General features: G+C 51.9%; 19 protein-coding genes and 1 pseudogene. 19 read left to right on the top strand and 1 reads right to left on the bottom strand.

The genetic code is table 11. From position 1 onward, the window contains the following. Positions 1–257: 257 nt before the first annotated feature. The 6 genes from MHH78_RS11410 to MHH78_RS11435 all read left to right on the top strand — a co-directional run bounded on the left by MHH78_RS11410 (position 258) and on the right by MHH78_RS11435 (position 6,365). Positions 258–512: a hypothetical protein gene (locus MHH78_RS11410; RefSeq protein WP_341167459.1), complete on the top strand. Its 255-nt coding sequence runs from the start codon at positions 258–260 to the stop codon at positions 510–512. A gap of 199 nt (positions 513–711) precedes the next feature. Next, complete coding sequence (locus MHH78_RS11415; RefSeq protein WP_341167460.1) at positions 712–2,523, top strand: ABC transporter ATP-binding protein; 1,812 nt, start codon at positions 712–714, stop codon at positions 2,521–2,523. After that, a complete protein-coding gene (locus MHH78_RS11420) occupies positions 2,516–4,285 on the top strand; it encodes an ABC transporter ATP-binding protein (protein WP_341167461.1) in 1,770 nt (589 codons plus the stop codon). Before MHH78_RS11415 ends, MHH78_RS11420 begins: the two co-directional genes overlap by 8 nt. Before the next feature lie 48 nt (positions 4,286–4,333). Beyond that, the gene (locus tag MHH78_RS11425) at positions 4,334–4,999 is read left to right on the top strand and encodes a hypothetical protein (protein ID WP_341167462.1); all 666 of its coding nucleotides are present in this window, start codon (positions 4,334–4,336) and stop codon (positions 4,997–4,999) included. Next, on the top strand, positions 4,996–5,445 hold the full coding sequence (locus tag MHH78_RS11430; protein ID WP_341167463.1) for a macro domain-containing protein: 450 nt from the start codon (positions 4,996–4,998) through the stop codon (positions 5,443–5,445). The genes MHH78_RS11425 and MHH78_RS11430 overlap by 4 nt, the downstream gene beginning before the upstream one ends. Before the next feature lie 545 nt (positions 5,446–5,990). Then, a complete protein-coding gene (locus MHH78_RS11435; protein WP_341167464.1) occupies positions 5,991–6,365 on the top strand; it encodes a VOC family protein in 375 nt (124 codons plus the stop codon). A 43-nt stretch (positions 6,366–6,408) separates the two neighbouring features. Here the strand turns inward: MHH78_RS11435 and MHH78_RS11440 are convergent, their stop codons facing one another. Next, positions 6,409–7,203: an AraC family transcriptional regulator gene (locus MHH78_RS11440; RefSeq protein WP_341167465.1), complete on the bottom strand. Its 795-nt coding sequence runs from the start codon at positions 7,201–7,203 to the stop codon at positions 6,409–6,411. Between the two features lie 187 nt (positions 7,204–7,390). Between MHH78_RS11440 and MHH78_RS11445 the strand changes: the two genes are divergently transcribed. From MHH78_RS11445 to MHH78_RS11500, 13 genes and pseudogenes are all read left to right on the top strand, one after another. Then, positions 7,391–8,404 carry a glycoside hydrolase family 5 protein gene (locus MHH78_RS11445; protein WP_341170309.1) on the top strand — a complete coding sequence of 338 codons (1,014 nt, stop codon included), beginning with the start codon at positions 7,391–7,393 and terminating at the stop codon, positions 8,402–8,404. A gap of 59 nt (positions 8,405–8,463) precedes the next feature. Continuing rightward, positions 8,464–10,410 carry an alpha-L-arabinofuranosidase C-terminal domain-containing protein gene (locus MHH78_RS11450; protein ID WP_341167466.1) on the top strand — a complete coding sequence of 649 codons (1,947 nt, stop codon included), beginning with the start codon at positions 8,464–8,466 and terminating at the stop codon, positions 10,408–10,410. Between the two features lie 129 nt (positions 10,411–10,539). Then, a pseudogene (locus MHH78_RS33925) lies at positions 10,540–10,605 on the top strand (type II toxin-antitoxin system HicA family toxin); the annotation flags it as partial. 24 nt (positions 10,606–10,629) lie between these two features. Next, positions 10,630–11,055 (top strand): type II toxin-antitoxin system HicB family antitoxin, encoded by a 426-nt coding sequence (locus tag MHH78_RS11455; protein ID WP_076076163.1) that lies wholly within the window; start codon positions 10,630–10,632, stop codon positions 11,053–11,055. 223 nt (positions 11,056–11,278) lie between these two features. Then, the gene (locus MHH78_RS11460) at positions 11,279–11,860 is read left to right on the top strand and encodes a TetR/AcrR family transcriptional regulator (RefSeq protein WP_341167467.1); all 582 of its coding nucleotides are present in this window, start codon (positions 11,279–11,281) and stop codon (positions 11,858–11,860) included. A 59-nt stretch (positions 11,861–11,919) separates the two neighbouring features. Next, entirely contained in the window at positions 11,920–12,531 is a 612-nt protein-coding gene (locus tag MHH78_RS11465; RefSeq protein ID WP_341167468.1) for a GNAT family N-acetyltransferase, read from the top strand. A gap of 193 nt (positions 12,532–12,724) precedes the next feature. Further along, positions 12,725–13,042 (top strand): transposase, encoded by a 318-nt coding sequence (locus MHH78_RS11470; RefSeq protein WP_076086950.1) that lies wholly within the window; start codon positions 12,725–12,727, stop codon positions 13,040–13,042. Positions 13,043–13,053: 11 nt separating this feature from the next. Beyond that, the gene (locus tag MHH78_RS11475; RefSeq protein WP_340827831.1) at positions 13,054–13,914 is read left to right on the top strand and encodes an IS3 family transposase; all 861 of its coding nucleotides are present in this window, start codon (positions 13,054–13,056) and stop codon (positions 13,912–13,914) included. A 754-nt stretch (positions 13,915–14,668) separates the two neighbouring features. Continuing rightward, positions 14,669–15,847, top strand: a complete 1,179-nt coding sequence (locus MHH78_RS11480; RefSeq protein ID WP_341167469.1) for an ROK family transcriptional regulator — start codon at positions 14,669–14,671, stop codon at positions 15,845–15,847. 43 nt (positions 15,848–15,890) lie between these two features. Then, on the top strand, positions 15,891–16,874 hold the full coding sequence (locus MHH78_RS11485) for an ROK family protein (protein ID WP_341167470.1): 984 nt from the start codon (positions 15,891–15,893) through the stop codon (positions 16,872–16,874). A 10-nt stretch (positions 16,875–16,884) separates the two neighbouring features. After that, on the top strand, positions 16,885–18,087 hold the full coding sequence (locus MHH78_RS11490) for an MFS transporter (protein WP_341167471.1): 1,203 nt from the start codon (positions 16,885–16,887) through the stop codon (positions 18,085–18,087). An 18-nt stretch (positions 18,088–18,105) separates the two neighbouring features. After that, entirely contained in the window at positions 18,106–20,352 is a 2,247-nt protein-coding gene (locus MHH78_RS11495; protein WP_341167472.1) for an AraC family transcriptional regulator, read from the top strand. 348 nt (positions 20,353–20,700) lie between these two features. After that, complete coding sequence (locus MHH78_RS11500) at positions 20,701–22,293, top strand: extracellular solute-binding protein (RefSeq protein WP_341167473.1); 1,593 nt, start codon at positions 20,701–20,703, stop codon at positions 22,291–22,293. Positions 22,294–22,402 lie beyond the last annotated feature (109 nt).

Below are 22,402 nucleotides of genomic sequence, written 5' to 3' on the forward strand. Positions count from 1 at the left end.
CATCTCCTTCATCGGTAAGTACTTTGTGTTTAACAATAAAAGATATAAACTGTTAAATCCACGTAGTATACTCTACAGAACGATGGAATTGTTTTCTGAATCTTTCAACATCAATTTTTAACGGAGGTACCAATGAAAAAAGAAACTTAATCCTTTCATTCATTCTTCTATTTGTTATTGCCTACATCTCGTTTGGTGCATGGATATCGCATGATACCAAGATCATATTAGAAGAAGCGATGAAGAAGGACGCTGATATGAATTACATGAGTCCTTCGGTATACAGCAAAATAAATCCTGTTGAACGTGGGATGACATCTGATGGTTTTGAGTATAATTCAAGCGCTCATCAGATCGGTTTTGTATTGCCGCTGCATTACTTCGCAGGGTCAAAAGTATATGTAACTCAGAAATATGAAGATGATAATTTTGCATTCAAAGAACCTGTTCAGCTAACGCTGAAATTGAAAGCCGGGAAGTGGTACGCGACAAAGGTAAGTATTCAGCCCTAGCGGGAATAGCATACTCGGCTCTAATAAAATGACTGCTGCCCACCCCGGCACAGTCATTTTTATTTTCCCTCACCCAACCCCTATAATCTGACAGGTTATTCCTCCCGGATGGAAATGATACTATGAATTAGGGCACGCTTTGCGAGTCTTTCCTATTGTGATTCGTCTCTACTATAATTCATTCTAACAAGGAGATATTATGCTTACTTCAAGAAAATATACTGTATTCGATCTGATCGGAATTCCGCTTCGGGTGATTCCAGTGCAGACGGTGGCGGCGGTGGGGTATATGCTGGTGGATGCCTTGATGCCTGCGTATCAGACGCTGGTGATGGCTTATTTCATTAATACGGCGACCCATATTGTGAATGGCCGGGCGGAGTATTCGTTAATCTACAGGCCGCTTGCGCTGATTATGGGTTATGTGATCGTTACTCATCTGCTTCCCAGCCTGATGCAGCTGGTTGAGCTGACGGGGCGCAATCGGCTGAATGTGCGGCTAAAGCGGGAGATGGTGCTCAAGCGGGCGCGGCTTGCGTACCAGCATATTGAGAATAAAGAGACTTCGGAGTTAATCCATAGGGTGTGCGGAGATCCGGTGGGTCATTTCATGAGCGGGTTCAACAATATGATGAGTGGACTGAATCTGCTGATTGGGACCGCTTCGCTGCTTGTGATTGTGATGTCGTCCACGTTCATTACAGGGATTGTGATTGTGCTGGTTGCGGTGCCTTTGTTCTATATTGCCATGAAGACGGGCAAGGCGAATTATGTGCTGGGGATGGATGCGCAGCGGATACGGAGGAGGAGTGCAGAACTGGCGCATATTTTGACTAGCCGGGAGGATGCGGAGGAACGCACGTTATTCGGGTATGGTCCGGCGCTCAGGGATCGGTACGGCAAGCTGTATGATCAGACGTACGCGGTGGAGAAGAAGATACAGATCCGAAGCTTCATTCATCTGAAAAGCGGCTCGATCATCGCCCTGCTGATCGGCATCATTATTGTGGGCTTGCTGTTACCAGCGCTGCACTTGGGCGAGCTATCCATTGGCCTGTACATCTCGCTGGTGACCGCGATCTTCAGCCTTGTGCAGAGGATGTCCTGGCAGTTAGCCGAGACGATGCAGGAGCATGCGCGGATGAAGGAGTATCTGCAGGACTTCTCTGCTTTTGCCGGACTCAGTGAGAAGAAGGATGCCGCTGCTCTACCTGTGGAGTTGGGCGGCTTTGTCTTTCAATCGCTGGAATTCAGGCAGGTGAGCTTCCGCTACCCGGATACGGAGAGATACATATTGAATCAATGCTCGTTCACCATGGTTAGCGGGAAGAGCTATGCCATTGTCGGTGAGAACGGGGCCGGTAAGTCCACCCTGATCAAACTGCTTACCGGGATGTACGATAACTATGAGGGCGAAATCTTCATTAATAAGAAGAATCTGCGGGAATACAGCTACCCGGAGCTGAAAAGCATCATCGGGGTAGTCTTCCAGAATTACGCCAGGTACGCGCTGACGATCCAAGATAATGTCCGGTTGGGGAATATCTTGAAGAAGGATGAAGAGCGAATCCGCCACAGCATAAGCAAGATGAATCTGGGCGGAATGGTCCAGGGGCTGGAATACGGTCTCGATACTTACGTCGGCAAAATCAAAGAGAACAGCCTGGACCTCTCCGGCGGACAGTGGCAACGGTTGGCGATAGCCAGACTGTTGTACTCCAGCTCAGCTATCCATATTATGGACGAGCCTACGGCTGCCCTGGACCCCATCGAAGAGAGCCGGCTATATGAAATGTTCAGCAGCATCCGCGCAGACCGGTTCACTATCTACATCACCCACAGGCTGGGCGCTGCGAGAATCTCGGATGAGATCCTGGTGGTACGTAGCGGGCGGATTGCGGAGCAGGGATCCCATGAGCAATTGCTGGAAATCCCGGATGGGATCTACCGGAAAATGTTCGCCAGCCAGAAGTCGTGGTATGAGGCAGAGAGTAAGGTGCAGCATGGATAGAATACAGGGGCAGGGGTTCCTGAGGAACGGGGTCAGATGCCTGCGGCTTTTATTCCAGGTGAATCCCGGGAGGTCCTATACGTACATCGGAATTGCCTTGCTCCAGGCGGTCTCCTGGGTGCTGCAGGTGTTATTTATGCAGAGATTTCTGGATGCGGCTGCTGCCTATGCTACAGATCGAATAGACTTCAAAATGGTTCTCTTTTCCTTGGGCGCACTGGCGCTTATGTATCTGTTCTATCATGTCATGGACGGACTCGGGAACTGTTATGAGGAGATTTACGGGCTAAGCGTGGGCAAGCACCTGAATCAGATGATTTTTAAGAGAGTAGATTCGTTACAGGTCTCTGAATTCGAGGACAAGAAGCGGCTGGATTATATCCACAAGGCTGTGAACGGGAGCGGCAAGCTGATCTGGATCGGAACAACTTTACTGGACATCCTGTTCTACTATACGACTTATTTCGTGTTCATCGGGTGGTATCTGTTCACGCTCAAGCCAGTGCTTGCGCTAAGTATCGTCGTCGTATTCGTTCCGGTGATGCTCTCTCAATTGGTGCTGATGTCAGCATTCAAGAATCTGGAGTCGGCATCTGCCCCGATCCGGCGGGAAAGTGACTACTACGAACAGTGCTTGACGGACAAAGCGTATCTCTCAGAGACCCGGCTGCTGGGAGCTACTGCATTTTTCGAGAATCTGTATACCTCTGCCCTGCAACGGTTGAACGCTATTGTACTTCGGACGCAGCTCTGCAAGCATCTTGTTCAGCTCATACTGAATGTAGTGACGGTTATGGGCTACGGCCTGATCGTGTATATGCTGTTTGTGTCTGTGATGAGGCAGGAGATTTCGATTGGAGCTTTTGCAGCGGTGCTGGCTTCGATTGGCAGTCTATACCGGTTCATGAACAAGCTGATCACCGAGAGAATCGCCTGGGCTACGGAGAATATCGGGTCTACGGAGAATTTTCTGGATTTCATCGACGAACCTGTTCATGCGACTAATAACCTGCCAAGGCCCGCAGACAGTGATATTGAGCTACAAGGTGTCCGGTTCCGCTATCCGTTGGCAACCCGAAATGCAGTTGAGGAGATCGACCTGATCATTCCGAACAAGCAGACGCTGGCGATTGTAGGCGAGAATGGAAGCGGGAAGACCACGCTGTGCCGCATCATTATGGGATTATATCCGCCTACGGAAGGGGAAGTGTGGTACGGGAACGTGGAGGCTTCGCGGACTAGCTATGAGCGAACGTCGGCTATTTTCCAGCACTATCGCAAGTATAATGAGACCTTACGGGAGAATGTGTGGATCAGCCAATATTCCAAACCAAGAGATGATGCCGCAGTAGTATTCACGTGTGAGGAGGCCGGGGTGCTTTTATCCGGTGAAGGGGTTAAGGAAGGGCTGAATACGATGCTGGGACGGGAGTTCGGCGGCACAGATCTATCCGGCGGCCAGTGGCAGCGTGTAGCGATTGCGCGCGGATTGTTCCGGGACAGCGACCTGATGATTCTGGATGAACCTACGGCGGCCATCGATCCGCTGGAGGAGACCCGTCTGTACAACGATTTCGCCGCCCTGTGCCGGGATAAAACCGCAGTTCTGGTTTCCCACCGTTTAGGCTCTGTGAAGCTGGCCGATCGAATCCTCGTGATGAAGGACGGAAGGATCGTACAGGACGGCACGCATGAGCAGCTAATGAGCATGGAGGGGGAGTACCGGACGATGTATGAGGCGCAGCGGAAGTGGTATGTGTAGGTAAAGTGTGTACTACAGGAGTATAGTTAGTCTCAGGAGGAATGTTACATGGCTACGTGGGTTACTCATTTTAGAATAGCTGAAGCCTTAATGAAGGCGGGAGTTCCGGTATCCAAGGTTGATTTTCTGGTAGGGAATATTGGCCCGGATTGCGGGATCGCCCATGAGGAGGGGAGTCCTTCTCCATTTCAACGTATTTCTAAGAGTGTTACCCACTTTAAGAATGGACAGGGGATTCAGCCTGAGCTGTTCCGGGAGCAGTATGCATTGAAGGATGTTGAGCTTACTTCTAGCGCAGGTTCCTATTATTGGGGGTATTACTGTCATCTTATAACGGATGTCGAATGGATCAAGTTAACTAAGAGCAAGCAGGAGGAGCCGGTACATCAAGCGGTAAAAGGTACTCCCGAGTACAATCAGCTGGTAAAGCGGGACTGGTACTGGCTGGACTTCAAATATTTGAAGCTGCATGGCAATCATGTGTTTTGGACTGATGTGCAGCATATTCAGCAATATCCTGAATACTTACCGTTCTTTCCTGAAGGCCAGACCTTTAAACAAATACAGAATATCATTCACTTTTATTGTAACACTGAAGTGCCGATAGAATATGAACCGGTTTATATGAAGGAAGCGGAAGTAGATAACTTTGTGCTGGAGACAGTGGACAAGCTCCGGGACATGATGGAATTTGATAAGAGGAAAGAACCATGACCATCCAAATCGTAAACGGCGATCTATTAGAAGCTAATGAAGATATTCTAGGGCACCAGGTGAATTGTCAGGGGGTGATGGGGTCGGGGATTGCGAAGATTCTGCGGGACCGCTATCCGAACTTATATCCTGAGTATAAAAAATACTGTGACCAGTACACGCCTGACGAGCTGCTTGGACACTGCCAGCTGGTGCAGACGGGCGCGAAGTACACGGCGAATCTGTTCGGCCAGCTTAACTATGGAAGAAGCAAAATCCGGTATACCGATTATGCTGCGCTGGAGCAAGCGTTAACCACTCTGAAGATAGAAGCGCAAGCCAAGGGTCTGTCTGTGGCGCTTCCGTACAACATTGGCTGCGGGCTGGCGAACGGGGAGTGGAGTGTGGTGGAGGAGATGATCGAGAAGGTTTTTGCAGACTATGAGGTTACTTTGTATAAGATTTAAATTAAAACTATTACATGTACACGCGTTTAGAGCAGTCCGCCTTAGGCGGGCTGTTTTTTATGGATGAGGAATGACTTCGCTGATTTCACCGAACACATGGACAGAGCGTGGTCATCTGGGCCGAATGTGGTCGAAAAACCGACCACATTCGGTGCGGTAGAGGTGCGATGTCGGGATGTGGTCGAAAAACCGACTACATTTGGCGCGACAGAGGCGTATGGGCGGGATAAGGTCGAAAAACCGACTACATTCGGTGCAACAGAGGCGTATGGGGCGGGATGTGGTCGAAAAACCGACCACATTTGGCGCGACGTAGGTGCAGTGGCGGGATAAGGTCGAAAAACCGATCACAATGGCGATGTCGCAGGCATTTTGTTCCAAGAATACATATGTTTTGGGGTCCCCGCAAAGTACCTGAGTCATCATCGAAGCTTAAGCCCCACTTTGTGGGGTTATTTTATAGATTTATATTGCGAATTACTATAATATAGGATTATATTATGAAATTAAGTTTCATTAGATGAAACTACTGAGGAGGAATATGGATGGCATACAATTATTATGGTCTAGACCATGTACAACTGGCAGCCCCGGAAGGCTGTGAAGCTGAGGCCCGGAAATTCTTCAATGGACTGTTAGGCTGGGCGGAGATCCCCAAACCCGAGCTGCTGCAAAAGCGTGGCGGGGTTTGGTTCCAATGTGGGACGCATCAAGTACATATCGGGGTTCAACGGGATTTTGTTCCCGCTACCAAAGCGCATCCGGCATTTCATGTACAACACTTGAATGAATTACGTGAGCATCTGTTGCAGAATGACATTCAAGTAACGGATGATGAAGCGAGGGCGGATGAAGGCGTTAAGCGCTTCTATATAAACGACCCTTTTGGGAATCGTCTTGAGTTTCTGGAATGGCTTTGATCTGATTTGAATTGTCAATAAAAATGGAGAGCCAGACTGCTTATCAGCGGTCTGGCTTTATTTTGTGCTCCCTGTACTGGGTGGGCGTCTGGCCCAACTGCTGCTTGAACTGGCGCATGAAGTGGATCTCGCTGGCGTAGCCGCTCATCTCGGCGATTTTTTTGACGGAGATGTCTGTGGTGGTGAGCAGGTATTTGGCATGTTCGATCCGGCTGGCAATAACGTCCGCCATCGGGCTTACGCCGAAGTAATCTTTATACAGGTGCTGGAAGCAGGAGCGGCTCATGGTCAACTCGTGGGACAGCCCATCGATGGTCCAGTTCAGGAAGGGCTGGTTGAAAATTTTGGTGCGGATGACGGACATCTTGTTGAAGTGCGTGTTGCCGACTTCCTTCTGGGTAGAATGAATCCGGTTGCTCAGCTTAATGAAGAATAAGCGCAGATATAATTCGATGGTCTCGTTCTTATGCGGGTTCTCGGAATACACCTCATAGCACAAATGGTTAATGATGATCGACAGCTCGTTCAGGTCGCCAATCGGGATGACTTCATCCCTGGGGATCGCCAGCCGCTCCAGCAGCGCTTCATCGTCCGGGTTGTCCAGCCGGAAATGGAACCAGTCATTGGTGAACTGCGGCCCGTATGCCCGGTAGAGCTGAGGAGTATGCTCGCTGTACAGGATGAAGGAGTCCGGCCCCGTTACCCGGCTCTCTCCCTTCAAAGTGAAGATGGCCGGGGTCTTCAGCAGCAATAGCATATAGTCTCCCGAGCCCTGGGGCCGGTTAATGATGAAGTCCGCGTCATGGCTGTGATTGTAGCCGATGTTGTGTATGTTCATAGGAGCCTCCCGCATAGCAGATAGATCTATTGTAAAAGCAAACAGGCTGCCTTGCAAAGGGAGATTGCACAATAGGTTAGTACTTACGCACGATGTGTAATTGTTCTGCGGCCAGGGTTTATCTATGCTTAAGACAGGTAGAATTAAGAGCTTACAATGAAGGCTGAGGCCGGAGAGGATGATCGTGATGAAAGAATGGACGGGTTATACCAGAGGTGTGAATCTAGGAGGCTGGCAGTCCCAGTGTCCGTATCAGCATGCCCATTATGAGAGCTTCATTACGGAGAAGGATATCGAGACCATTGCTTCCTGGGGCCTGGACCATGTGCGGCTGCCGGTGGATTATGAAGTGATAGAGGATACAGGGAATGCAGAGGCTTACGCCGGGTTCAAGCATATCGACAACTGCATCCGCTGGTGTGCTGCTAACGGGCTAAATCTCATTATTGATCTGCATAAAACACCGGGCTTCTCCTTCAACAGCGTGGCCGAGAATTCCCTGTTCGATGACCCGGCGCTCCAGAAACGGTTCCTGAATCTGTGGAAGGCGATTGCCAGCCGTTATGCCAGTTACAAGGACACTGTAGCTTTTGAATTGCTCAATGAGATTGTGGAGCAGGATAGCAGCCGCTGGAATGCGCTGGCCCAACGGACGATTGCCGAGATCCGCAAGCATGCCCCGGAGACCCAAATTGTCATCGGCGGCATCCAGTGGAACAGCGTGCATACCCTCGGGCTGCTGGATCAGCCTTTTGATGAGAATATCGTGTACACCTTCCACTTCTATGAGCCGTTCCTGTTCACACACCAGCGTGCGGCTTGGGTGGAGCAGATGCCAAAGAGCAGCATGGACTATCCGGGTGACCTGGAGAACTACCGTAGCACTTCGGCGGCCATTGGCGCTTTTGGCTCGGGGCTTCATGCAGAGGGTATCAGCGAGATGGGGCCAGGATACATGACCAGCCTGATTCAGAACGCTATCGATGTCGCCGCTGAGCGGAACGTCTATCTATACTGCGGGGAATACGGCGTCATTGAGCAAGCTCCTTCGCAGAGCGTGGTGAACTGGTATAAGGATGTACATGGAGTGTTCGAGCAATACAAGATCGGCCGGGCCGCATGGACGTATAAAAAGATGGACTTCGGCATCTCCGACCGCTACGACAGCAGCATTACGTCTGAGATTATTTCTTATTTGTAATCGGTAATATAGAGAACTGGAAAATATGCAGACAGGGGAAAGTGGCGGAGGGGAAATAGATGAAACTACAAATTACAGATAAACCTGGTGTGTCGATATCCAAGGGGATGATCGGGCTGTTCTTCGAGGATATCAACTACGGGCTGGACGGCGGACTTCATGCCGAGATGATTGAGAACCGGTCCTTCGAGTTCATGAAAGTGCAGGGCGACCGGGGGAGCTATAGTGAGAGCTATGATGGTCTCTATGGCTGGACGGCATATCCTGCAGAGGCCAGCGGGGCCACGCTGAAGATTGAGACGGAGCATCCGCAGAATGAGGTCAATCCCCATTACCTGGCGTTTACCGCCGGGGAGATGCAGAACGCTTTTACCAATAAGGCCTATGATGGTATCTCCCTGAAGCCGGGGCTTCAGTACCAGGTCTCCTTGTATGCGAGAGCGGAGGGGTATGCAGGCGGCATTGAAGTTTCGGTTGAGCAAAATAGTGCGGTCATGGCGCATGCCGTCCTGACCTCAGCGGTAAGTGGAGAATGGACACGCTATACGGCGCAGCTTAGCTGCAATGAGCCTGTGTCGTATGGAGATTTCGTCATCCAGCTGAATGCTCCGGGCACGGTCTGCTTCGACTTCGTCTCCATGATTCCCTCCGATGCGGTGCTGGGCTTGTTCCGCCGGGATCTGGTCGGTCTGCTGGAAGAGATGAAGCCAGGCTTTCTGCGGTTCCCCGGAGGGTGTATTGTTGAGGGCTATAACCTGGAGAACCGCTACCAATGGAAGCGGAGTGTGGGCGCCGCCGAGCAGCGCAAGAATAACAGCAGCCGCTGGGCGCTGCACGGTAATAATGAAGAGAATCAGTTCACCAGCGAGTACAGCCATTATAATCAGAGTCTGGGGATCGGGTTCTATGAGTATTTTCTGCTGTGTGAATACCTGGGGGCGCGGCCGATTCCGGTGCTGAATGTCGGGCTGGCCTGTCAGTTCCAGTCTACTGAGCATGTGGGCGTACATGATGAAGATTTCCAGGAGTATATCCAGGATGCGCTGGACCTGCTGGAATTCGCCAACAGACCGGTGGATTCTCGGTGGGGCCGCCTGCGTAGTGACATGGGCCACCCGGAGCCGTTCGGTCTGGAGATGATCGGAATCGGCAATGAGCAGTGGGAGACGGAGCATGCAGACTTTTTCACCCGGTACGATCTGTTCGAGCAGGCGATTCATGCCAAGTATCCATCTGTGCAGCTAATCGGGTCTGCGGGGCCGGATGTCAGCTCGGACAACTATACCCGGGCGTGGGAGTATTACCGTAAGCGGGCCGAGGGTAATCCGAACTTCGTCTACGCTATCGATGAGCATTATTATGTGAAGCCGGAATGGCTGTGCGAGAACGTGCATTTCTATGATCAGTATCCGAGAGACATCAAGGTGTTCGCCGGAGAATATGCGGGTCACTATGGCAACGGGATGAATTCGCCGCACTTCAACAGCTGGGGCGCTGCGCTGGCAGAAGCCGCATTCCTGACAGGCCTGGAGCGCAATGCCGACATCGTCGTGCTGGCCTCTTACGCTCCGTTGTTCGCCAGACTCGGCTACGCTCAGTGGTCGCCGGATATGATCTGGTTCGATGGGGAGAGCAGCTACGGTACGCCAAGTTATTATGTGCAGCAAATGTACAGTACGCTGATGGGAACAAAGGTGCTCCAGACCGTACATGATCAGGAGGAGATTCCTTACACTGTTTCTTATGATGAGGAGCAGCAAGTCCTTTATGTGAAGCTGGTGAACACCCTGGACCGTAAGGTTCAGGTGGAGCTGGAGACTGCGATGTCCTTGACCGGACGCGGCGAGGCGTATGTCATGCAGGGACAGGAGGCGGAAGTGAACTCTATTGAGGCTCCGCGCAACATCGCGCCTAAGTGTGTGCCGCTTGAGACCGCGAACTCCATGGTCTATACGCTTGAGCCCAAGTCATTCCATGTGCTGCGGATGGAGTGCGGGAAGAAGTAATCAGTAATCTGTGTGATACAATCAAACCTCTTTAAAAAGCTTAATAGAGCTTTTTGAGGGGTTTTTTAAGTATGATTAAGGGTTATACTCATCCATCGACACGTGCTGTAATACGTATTATCCTAGCCACATCCCAACAAAGATCTGCCGAAGAAAACCATCATAAGTATCCTCAAGCAGGCAGGACTTCAATAGTTCCATCGAAAGGAGACTATACAAATGAAGGATAAAGTGAAATTTTACCGCTATTTTGCGACCTTTGAACAAGACGAAGATGGAATTACTGTAGAATTCCCTGATCTTCCTGGTGCAATAACCTGCGGTCAGAATATAGACGAAGCGTTCTATATGGCCAAAGATTGTCTCGCGCTGCACCTATTTGGGATGGAGGAAGACGGAGACTTGATTCCTGCTCCCTCTGGTATTGATGCACTCAATACACTCACAGCAGGAACAGGGAAAATTGCTGCTCTAATCGAAGTGTTCATGCCCCCCTACCGGAGTTCTATATCAGAACGATCCGTGAAAAAAACACTAACTATTCCCAAATGGCTGGATGACCTCGCAGCAACAAATAATGTGAATTACTCACGGATTCTGCAGGATGCATTGAAGGAACAGCTCGGTGTGAATGAAAGAAGATAATCCATAGATAACAAACCTCCCCCGTGGAGGAAAAAGTCACCCCCTTACAAAGCGTTCAGCTTTTCTTGAGGGGGTTTTTGCTTTGGCCTTGAACAATTTGACACCACCCACCTGCCGGTATAAAATAAACTTAAATGATAGAAAAATATATCAATATAATTACTGAAGTATCATTAAATTCATAAATCTATCACTCATTCTACAGCAGAGGCAGGCCATATTCATGAAAACCAGTGTTAAAGATAACAAACGGAAGGCTATTCTGGACGCGTCGACGGAGCTGCTGGCGTTCAAGCCGACAGCTACGCTGCAGGAGATCGCGGATCACGCAGGAATCGGCATTGCGACGCTGCACCGCTATTTCTCCACCAGGGAGCTGCTGCTGGATGCGCTGGCGTTGAATGCGATCGGGCTGGTGGATGAAGCGCTCGGGGGAGTTACCGCAGAGGATCGCGAAATGCTCCCATTCCTTACGGAAGTGTTCGAGGTGCTGATTCCATTGGGCGGCAAGGTGTCTTTTCTCAGCTTCGCTGCCTCCGTGGACGAGAATCCGCATATTGTAGCCGAGGAAGAACGGATCAAGCAGCCGCTGCGGGAAGCGGTGGAGGGCTGGCAGGCACGCGGTCTGCTGAATGCCGGAATGCCCGCCCACTGGATCATAACGGTCATGTATAATCTGTTGTTCGTCGCCTGGCAGGAGATCCAGAAGGGGAATCTTGCGAAGAATGATGCTCCGAAGCTGCTGGTTCATACAGTCCTCCAAGGCTTCGGCAGAACAGGGCATGGGGACGGCAGGCAACCGTGATGAGGGCTCGTTCATCAAGATGAATAGAATCTGTAGTGGAACAATAAGGAGGAATCTGTATGTCAACACTGCAAGTAGAGATCGTGGACCGTTTGGATGAAGAACAGAAACGTGAGATCGCCAGGCTATACTATCAGGCTTTTACCTTGAAATTCAGCAGAATATGGATCTTCTCCCGTAAAGAGCATGATATTGTGGACGTTCTGAGCCGCTGCCTGCATTATGACAAAGCCCTGTATGCGGTGTATGAGGGAAGGGTCGTAGGCTTTGCTGGTCTGGAGACAGGCGTTGGCTTCTTCATGACACTGAATTACCGTTCGCTCAGACAGACCTTCGGGCTGCTCGGCGGCGCTTGGCGCTATGCAGCCTATGGCATCTTCCGCCTGCTCCATGGCAATACCCCCTCTAATGCAGTGCATATCGATCCGCTTGTAGTGTCCGAGCAGGCCAGAGGGCTGGGCGTAGGAACCCGGCTGCTGGAGGCCGTCTTCGCTTGGTCCCGGGAGGCGGACCGCAGTAAGGTGTTGCTGGAGGTTGTCGATACCAATCCGCTGGCGAAGAAGCTGTATGAGCGGGTGGGCTTCCGGACCTTCAAGGTGCAGAATACCCGGCTGTTCTCCTCGCAGGCCGGCTTCCACAAAGTGCTGCATATGGAGAAAATGCTGAATTAGCCTGGCACGCATTCCCGGTCCGCAGGAGGATCGGGGACTTTTGCGGTTAGTGGTGGGGGGCGGACTGAGATTCCGCTATTGTGGATTTACAGCGCCATAGTGACTTTTGGCGGACTGACTGCAATTAGAATAAAAAGTGGACGCCACGTTAAGAGACACTGGATAATAGGCTTAACGAAGGAAGGTGTCCAATGTGGGGGAACGACGGCAACGATACAATGAAGAATTCAAGAAGCAGACGGTGAAATATGTGCAGGAGCAGACCAAGAGTATTGGGGATATCTGTGAGGAGCTGAATATCCCCAAGAGTACGATTCACCAATGGATCTCTCAGTACCGCCAATTCGACCAGGAGGCCATTCACCACCCGGAGAAAATGCGTCAGATCGAACAGACGCTTAAGGATGCCGAAGCGGAGAATCACCGCAAAGAACGTGAAATCGAGGACCTGAAAGAAGAGCTGGCCATTCTAAAAAAGGCGCTGCACATCTTCAGCAAAGAAAAGAACTAAGGTTCCAGTTTATCGAAGATCACCGCTCGGATTTTCGATTGGAGAAGATGTGCAAGGTCCTCAAGGTATCCCGAAGCGGGTACTACAAATGGCGTACGGCAGAGCAGCCGGTACGACTCGAGCGAAAAGAGAAGCTGATTCAGCGTATTCGGTGGTATCACCAGGATTCAGGGGGCACCTACGGCAGCCCAAGGATTCATCGGGAACTCCAAAGGGAGGGCTGGAAGGTCTCCGAGCGTACCGTCGGCCTCTTCATGCGCGAGCAAGGGATACGTTCGTGTATGGCCCGTAAATACCGGGTCACGACCACGGACTCGAATCACGATCTGCCGATTGCGCCCAATGAACTCCAGCAAGACTTTTCGGCCACAAGGCCAAATGAAAAATGGGTGGCCGATATTACGTACATTCCGTGTCGTCAAGGCAAACTCTATTTGGCGAGTATTCTGGACCTGTATACGAAACAGATTGTCGGGTGGAAGCTCAGTGACCGGATGACCACGGATCTGGTTCTAGGCGCCCTCCAGCAGGCCTACAAGGCGAAAAAGCCTGGGAAGGACCTGATACACCACTCCGACCGAGGATCTCAGTATGCCTCCAAGGACTACCGGAAACAGCTCCAAACCTATCGCATGAAAGCGAGTATGAGCCGCAGGGGCAACTGCTACGATAATGCTTGTATAGAAGCGTTCCACAGCATTCTGAAGCGCGAGTTGATCTACAGTCATCCGAAGTTTAAAACCAAGGAAGAGGCCTACCAAAAGCTATACTGGTATTTGGAGTTGTTTTACAACCGCAAGCGTTCCAACAGTACTCTGGGATACATGTCGCCAGTGCGTTTTGAGCAACTTTACTACCAGACAGTCGTTTAATTGGCGTCCACTTTATTGACAGAAGAGCAGACAATCCGCTATTGCTGCTCAAACAGGCTGTTTGGGTGACTTCTAGGGCGGATAGCGGAATCTCTGTCCTCGAACAAGCGAATAAGTAACAATTTCGGCAAAATAGCGGATTCTAAGTCCGTGCCATCAGGCTCGTACACATCAGTTCCCCCAAGCTCGTCGCAAAATCGAATATTCCAAGAATCCGCAGAGCTGATCTGTGGGTTCTTGCTGCTGGGGAGGGAGGGGCGGACCTGACCTGACCGGGAAAAGGGCCGAGCGAATGCTGCGGATGGTCAAGTGTGCATAGGTAATAGAAAGTGTGTGGTCAAGGGCATCGGCTAAACTGCTATGGCCAAGTTTTCAAAGTGGCTGCGGACTGAGATTCCGCTATTGTGGATTTACAGCGCCATAGTGACTTTTGGCGGACTGACAATCCGCTATTGCTGCACAAATAGGCCGTTTGGGTGACTTCTAAGTCAGATAGCGGAATCTCTGTCCTCGAACAAGCGAATAAGTAACAATTTCGGCAAAATAGCGGATTCTAAGTCCGTGCCATCAGGCTCGTACACATCAGTTCCTCCCCCCAAGCTCGTCGCAAAATCGAATATTCCAAGAATCCGCAGAGCTGATCTGTGGACTACTGTTTTATTAGGGTCTGGATAAATCACCTGAAAGACTGTATATTAGACTATACATTAAGTTAGTAAACTTAATTAACTATATATAGAACGGAGTATGGATCGTGAGAATTCAAACGGCCGGGACCCCCAAGGTCATGCGCAATCTGAATGAATTTCTGATTCTGGACCGGATCATCGGCGGCGGACCGCAATCCAGAGCGGATCTTAGCCGGTATACCGGCTTAAGCAAGCCTACGGTATCCTCGGCTATTGCTCATCTTATAGAACGCGGACTGGTCAGAGAGACCGGCAGAGCGGAGAATACCCAGGGCCGCAAAGCGACTCTGGTGGAATTCAACCCGAAATGCTTTTATACCCTGGGGGCAGAGGTGGGGGGAAGCAGCCTGCGGATAGCGCTTGCGGATATGAGCGGAGAAATCTGCTATTACAAGCAGCTGTCTATGCCGGAGAGCGGGCTGACAGAGGCGGTGTGTCAAGACTTTCTGGTTCAGAGCATAGAGGGACTGCTTGCGGATTCCGGGATCTCCCGGGAGAAGCTGCGGGCCGCGGCCTTCGGGATTCCAGGTGTGGTGGACCCGGCAGATGGCAGCGTGTCGGACCTGGTTGCCCCGCTGCGCGGGTGTGAAGGTGTGCTCGCAAGGGCTAATCTGGCCCGGCTGTTCCCCGTGCCCATTGTGACGGAGAATGATGTCAACCTCGCCGCTCTGGCAGAGTATACCTCTTCGGGGATGGCGGCAAGCGGCTCTCTGCTGTACTTCTCCATCGGCGCAGGAACCGGGGGCGGCCTCATTATTCATGGGGAGATCTACCGGGGGCTTGGCGGCGGTGCAGGCGAACTAGCCAATCTGATGCTGAGCGCAGGCAGGCTGGAGGATGTGTTGTCTACAGACGGATTAAGGCAACTGGCCAACCGGATGGCAAAAGAATATACAGGCGCAGGTGATACAGCGCATCTGCTGTCTACACCTGGAGGAACGGCAGCACAGATATGGGATGCAGTGCGCAGAGGCGAGCCTCTTGCACTGGCTATTATCGAGGCCTACTGCAATCTGCTTGCAGAGGCGGTGGGCAGCATTTGTACCGTGATGGCTCCAACGACTGTGGTCCTTGGAGGCGAACTGGGCAGCCATGGGGATATCCTGCTGGAGAGGCTGGAATCCCGCCTCGGGGGGCTTCACCGGAAGCCCCGGCTGGCTGCTTCCAGCCACGGGGACAAGGATGTGGTACTTGGAGCGGTCCAGACCGCGGTCCAATTGGCTTTTCGTGAGATGCGGGCATAAGGAGCATAAGCTTATATTAAATAGAATGACGGGGGAATCCTAGATGAATATGTTAACTGCCGGAATTGATGTGGGCGGCACCAAGACACTGCTATGCCTCACAAATGAAGAAGGAACGGTGCTTGAACAGTACAAGGTGGAGACGCAGCTGAGCCGGGAGCCTGAGGTGTTCTTCCGCTGGTTATTCGCCGAACTGGAGCAGCTCTGCAAGCGTAACGGCACTGCGCTCTCCTCCTTGCAGGGAGTGGGCATCGGGTTCCCGGGAGTCATGAATGAGCGCACCGGCACCCTGACCAGCGCACCGGCGCTCAATTGGCCTGCAACTATGGATATCCGTCAGGTCATTGCCGCTTATTATCCCGGACTGGTCGTGCTGGACAATGATGTGAATATGGCGGCTATGGGCGAGTATGCAGCGGGATCGGCTGCCGGATCTGAGCATTTCATTATGATCACAGTCGGGACGGGGGTGGGCAGCGCCTTGTTCCTGAACGGCCAGCTCTACCGGGGTGCCAGCTTCGCTGCGGGTGAGATCGGCTATCTCATCGTTGAGCCGGGAGCGGTTCATGCCGCTGTTGATTCGGAGTACAGTGAGTTCGGCCCGTTTGAGATGGAGGTATCCGGCACGGGAATCGGGGCGAAGGCGGCGGCCAGGCTGCACGGGAACAACAGTAGTTCATTGATCAGAGAGCTGGCGCAGGGCGATGCGGTCCGGGCGGAGCATGTATTTGCAGCCGCGCAGCAACGGGATGAGACGGCACTGGCGCTGCTGGATCATGCGTATGAACAGATGGCAGCGGCGGTCAAGAATATTGCGATTACGCTGGATCTGGAGCTGGTCATTCTGGGCGGCGGTGTCGTGGAGAAGAACCCGGGCTATGTGCAGGAGGTTGCAGCGCGGGTCAGCCGGTATACTCCTGAGCAATCTTTATTGATCCGGCAGGCGGTGCTCGGCAATCAGGCGGGAGCGAGAGGTGCTGCGGCGGCGGCCCGAAGCAGGCTGAACGCAGGAACAGGGCAGAACTGAGGGTATGAAGATGAGACGCGGAACAAGTATAATGAGATTCTCTGTAGGCAGCAAAGAGAGCGAGGTCCTGCTGAAGATGCGCGGGCTGTATCTGTTCACAGGTCTGGCCGGGGGCAGCTTCAACCCGTATGTCACCTCCCTTCTGGTTCATCAGGGCATGACGAGCCAGAGGATTGGAATCATGATGGCCTTCGGCACCTTGCTGGCGATTCTGTTTCAGCCGTTATGGGGAATTCTGGTGGACCGCTATCAACGAACAAGACTGGTACTGATGCTTACCCTGATTGTTCCCGGCACGATAGTTTATCTCTATAATGTAAAATGGCTTGTCGTAATTGTGCTGGTATACAGCTTGTATACGATTTTTCAGAGTACCCAGACGCCGATTGCCGACGCTTATGCAGTGAATGCAGCTTCAGCCGCAGGCACCTCGTTCGGGACCATCCGGCTGTTCGGCAGTATCGGCACGGCGCTGGGAGGGTACTTCGGCGGATTGTATCTGAACTGGCTGGGGGTCACCGAGCTGTGGATTCCCTTCCTGCTCTTCAACCTGCTTGCTCTTATGCTCGTGATGACCATCCCGGTGAATGTGGAGCGGCGGACGCAGCATGTAACCTTCACCAGCGGAATCAGGCAGCTGCTGGGTAACCGGGTTTTTCTGTTGTTTCTCGCCGGTTGTTTTCTGGTGAACCAGACGCTTACGGCCTTCAACTCCTTCTTTGTCCTGACCTTCCAGATGGCGGGCGGGAGCTTTGCGTGGTCAGGCATCGCCCTGATGATTGCTTCAATTACCAGTGTTCCGGCAATGCTCGTGGCCGCAAGCGTCCTGAAGAAGTACGGTTATGAGAAAACACTCATGCTGGCCTCTGTTGTCTACATGCTCCGCTGGGCGATCCAATGGCTCCTTCCTGTTCCCGGTGTTATGATAGGTGTCCAGACGCTGCACGGCATGTCTTTTGGTTTCTTTTACATTGCAGCTGTGGAATATGTGGCCTCCATTACGGGCAAAGAGCTGCAAGCCACAGGACAAAGTCTGTTCAATATGGTGTTTGTGGGTCTTGGAGGCATTGCCGGGAATCTGCTGAACGGGTATCTGCTGGATAGCGGAGGCCCGGGACTGATGTATTTCTCCTGTATGGTCAGCGCCGCGCTCGGCGCATTGCTGCTGTACAAGGTAAGCTCCATTTCACATCAGAAGCAGCAGTCTGAATAAGAAGAAGGGGGAAGCTCTATGAAGCGCAGTTGGTATAGTCGGATGCTATTCTCATACTTCCCTGTCTTCCTGCTTGTAGTCACTGTTCTAATCTTCCTGGCCTTCATGGTCATTACGGAGCTGTCCCGCAGCGAGACGGAGAAGGCCAACTACATATCCACCAGCTATGTGGCGGATACGGTGGAGCGGACCTTGAATGATATAGAGCTGGGGGTGCTACAGGAGATCGGAAATAACTATTCTTATAATGACTTCCTGGATGCGCCATCCGGCACAGACTCACCGGCGGGCAGCTCGTATGAAATTGTGCAGAGCATGAACCGGCTATCTGAACGCTTCAGCTTGATTGATTCGATCTATGTCTACCGTAACAAGGACAAGCTGATGCTGGGCCAGAGCGGATACGTGAATCCGGGACAGGGCCAGGGGCTGGAGGCGGAATATTTGCAGCAGCTCTCCGCGAATAAGCAGCAGGGGTGGAGCGCTGTACGGATGGTTCAACCCAGGAACTCTCAGGACTTACGGCCGGTGATCAGCCTGGCCAGCAGGCTGCCGATTCCTTGGGGCTCCGACGGCTATATTGTTATTAATGTGAGTGTGTACCGCATAGAACGTCTGGTGGACAGCTTGACGAGTGGAGAACTGTCCTTCCTGCGGATCAAGGATGTCTCAGGGACGGCGATCTATGATTCTGCTCCAGCCGCAGACGGCGAGAAGAACAGAACGCTCTCGAAGGTCGAGACGAAGAATCTGGGCTGGACCTTCGAGAGCGGACTCCGGGCCGGGCGCTTATTCGACTGGATCTCGGTGATCTCCTACGTCTGGTTCATTCTCGGGCTGCTGACGATTGCGCTGGGCGTAGTGTACATCATCTACATCACCAGGCGGAATTACCGGCCCATCCATCAACTGATGGTGCGGATTCAAGGACTTCAGCCTGCGGCCCAGAATGCCGCGCCTGCCGTAGCTTCCGATGAGCTGGCCCTGATGCATAATGCACTGGACCGGCTGGTGCAGATCACTACCGACTATGAGCGGGAACGTTATGAGAATCTGGTCATTCAGCGCCGGGAGCTGTTCCAGGATTTCCTCAGCGGGCAGCAGCTGGAGGATGTGGCAGAGCGGCTGGAGACGCTGGACCCCTTCGAGGGCACCAGGGAGTTCGAAGCCTTCATTGTATTCGCAGCCGGGCTGAACCGGGAGAAGGACTGGCATGCGCTGCCTGCTCAGGATCAGAACCTGCTGAAATTCGCCTTAACCAATGTACTGGGGGATCTGATGGCAGATAAGCAGCTTCAGGCCTGGGCCGAATGGATCAGCGGGGAGCGGCTGGGGATTATTATTGGCCTCCGGTTCCAGCCGGTGAAGGATGACAGTGATAGTATGCTGGAGCTGGCAAGAGACTGCCACCGCTGGATTATGGATAATCTGCGGGTATCTCTGACCTTCGGAGTGGGTACGGTCGTCCGGGACTGGCAGGAGATCCGGAATTCTTACGCGGCTGCGGCTGAGGTGCTGAGTCACAGGCTGGCTCTGGGAACAGATATTGCTGCAGTCCAAATGGATCAGCAGGACGATTCCGGATTGCAGAGCTATAAATACTTCGGAAGCTTCACCCAGCTTGTCCGTGAATTCCGCCTGTCTGGCGAGAACTGGCGAATCCGGCTGGACGAAATCTTCGATTCCTTCCGCAAGGACCGCCTGAAGGACGAAGAGATCTATATGCTGCTGGAAGTGCTGCTCCAGGCGCTGGAGCAGGAGCTTAAGGGGATAGCGGAGACGCTGGACCGTCAGCTCGCGGCAGCATGGAGCGGCGGTCTGCGGGAACGCATCCGGGGCAGCACCAATCTTGAAGAGATCCGGGAGCTGCTGACCGGCTGGCTGAATGAAACCTACCATGTCTATGTGTCGGTCAATGAGCTGAAGAGCCACCGGGTGATGATTACCGAGGTTAAGCATTATATAGAAGAGCATTATGCCAATCCTGATCTGTCCTTGAATCATCTGAGCGAACGGTTCCAGATCTCTGCGAAATACGCCAGCTACCTGTTCAAGGAAGAATTCAATATGAAGTTCGTGGACTTTCTCGCAGAGCTGCGGCTGATGAAGGCCAAGGAACTGCTGGATACGACTTCTGAGAGCATACAGGATATTGCCCTGCAGATTGGATATGCTAATTCCATTACCTTCGGACGGGTCTTCAAGCGAATTACGGGTATGACCCCGGGAGATTACCGCAAATTGAAGCTCCATAAAGATGAATAAGCATTGCGTAAATCCGGCTTCAGCAGATTCCGGGTTTGCGCTTTTTTTGATTATTGTGGGAGGTTTGGTGTAATGGGTAGTAAATACATAACATAATTAGTTATATATGAGTTAGGTATTTAGGTTTATGGATACAATTTTCGTGAAGCATTCCTGCGATTATTGTATATTCAGAATGAAAAAAGCTGCAATTTTATTGGTTTTTTCATGAAAATTCAATAGGAAACATGTATATTGTCGAATTCCGCAAACGATGTAATAATTCATCACATGGTCAGGCCGTAAGCATTATACAGAGACAATAGGCTGATTGAAATTAGAAATCGAAAGGGATAGGTGACAGGAAATATGACAAATGATAACGGTAAAAGAAAGTTGGCTCTCGGTCTCTCAGCGGTTCTTATGTCATCCATGGTATTGTCTGCATGCTCGTCTAAAGATTCCAGTGAAGCAAGCGGCAACGGTGCAGCACCAGCCGGCAGCTTGAAGATCGAAATTTTTGACCGTGGCAATGCGCCGGCCGGTGTTACGGCATCCGATAATTTCCTCACCAATTATGTTAAAGAGAACTTCGGCAAGGCTAACAATATTAATGTGGAATTCGTCCCAATCCCCCGCTCGGAAGAAGTGACCAAGCTTAATGTCCTGATGGCCAGCGGAACCGATGTTCCTGATATCGTCTTCACCTATGATTCCGGGACCTTCAACAAATATGCCGAGCAAGGCGGGCTGACGGATCTGACTCCGCTGCTGCAAGAACACGGACAGAACCTGACCAAGTTCCTTGGGGAGGATACTCTGCGCTACGGTCAATACGATGGCGTCCAGTATAGCATTCCCGCCAAACGCTCTACGATAGGTAAATATGCTTCCTTCATCCGTCAGGATTGGCTGGATAAGCTGGGGCTCCCCGTTCCGGCTACCTCAGAGGAGCTATATAATACACTGACCGCCTTCAAGACCAAAGATCCGGGTGAAACCGGCGGCAAGGTGATTCCTCTGGGCATGACGATTGCAGCGGCGCAGTATGATTCGCTGGTCTGGTCCTTCATCAAGCCGGTTACTGAGCAGGAGCGCTTCGAGCTTACGCAGAATCTCAGCTCCCGGGACTACCCGATTCTGCTGCCCGGATTCAAGGATGCCATTCAATATATGAACAAGCTGTATAACGAAGGGCTGATCAGCAAGGACTTTGCCCTGGATGAGAATAAAGATACCCTTACACAGAATATCGGGAACGGGCTTGTGGGCGCATTCAGCGATGATAACGATGCGATCTTCTACCCTGACGGTACTTATGATGTTCTGACGAAGAATAACCCGAAGGCTGTGCTGAGCGCCATTGATCCGTTCACGAACAGCGAGGGGAAGACGGCCAAGCCGGTATCTGCTCCGAACGGGATGTATATCATGATTCCGAAGTCCAGCAAGCATGCGGTGGAAGCTATGAAGTATCTGGACTGGATGTCTGCAGACGGTCACCTGCAATATATCCAGAACGGGATTGAAGGCGAGCATTACACGCTGGAAGACGGCGTGCCTGTCTCCATTCCGGATCTGTCTGTCGAATCCTCGAACAAGCTGTCTGGCGGCGGGGATATCGGGATTATTGCGAACGGACGGATTTTTGAGAGCCAGGAGAAGAATAATGAGGCCTTCGTGAAGAGCTTCCGCACCCAGTATCAGGATATCATCGCGAAATCACTGAATATTTCCACCACTAACCCGATTGAGCCGGTGTTCACCAGCCGTCCGATTGAGGCCGAGAGCAAATACGGCACGACACTTAGCGATAAAATCAAGCAGCTAATGGTGAAAGCTACAATGGTCTCCCCTGGTGAATTCAAAGTCACCTATGAGAGTATGCTGAAGGACTACATGTCGAGCGGCGGACAGGCCATTCTGGATGAACGCAAGGCAGCCTACAGGGAGCAGAAATAATTGAATTCGAGGTCCGTGAGGGAGGGGAGCGGCAGGGCTGCCGGTCTTGGCTGCTTCCCCTTACAGCCTCAGGGGTACAGTGGAGGAGGAATCGTTGTGGGATACACCC

This window comes from Paenibacillus sp. FSL H3-0333, from assembly GCF_038002805.1.
GTDB lineage: Bacteria > Bacillota > Bacilli > Paenibacillales > Paenibacillaceae > Paenibacillus_AQ > Paenibacillus_AQ silagei.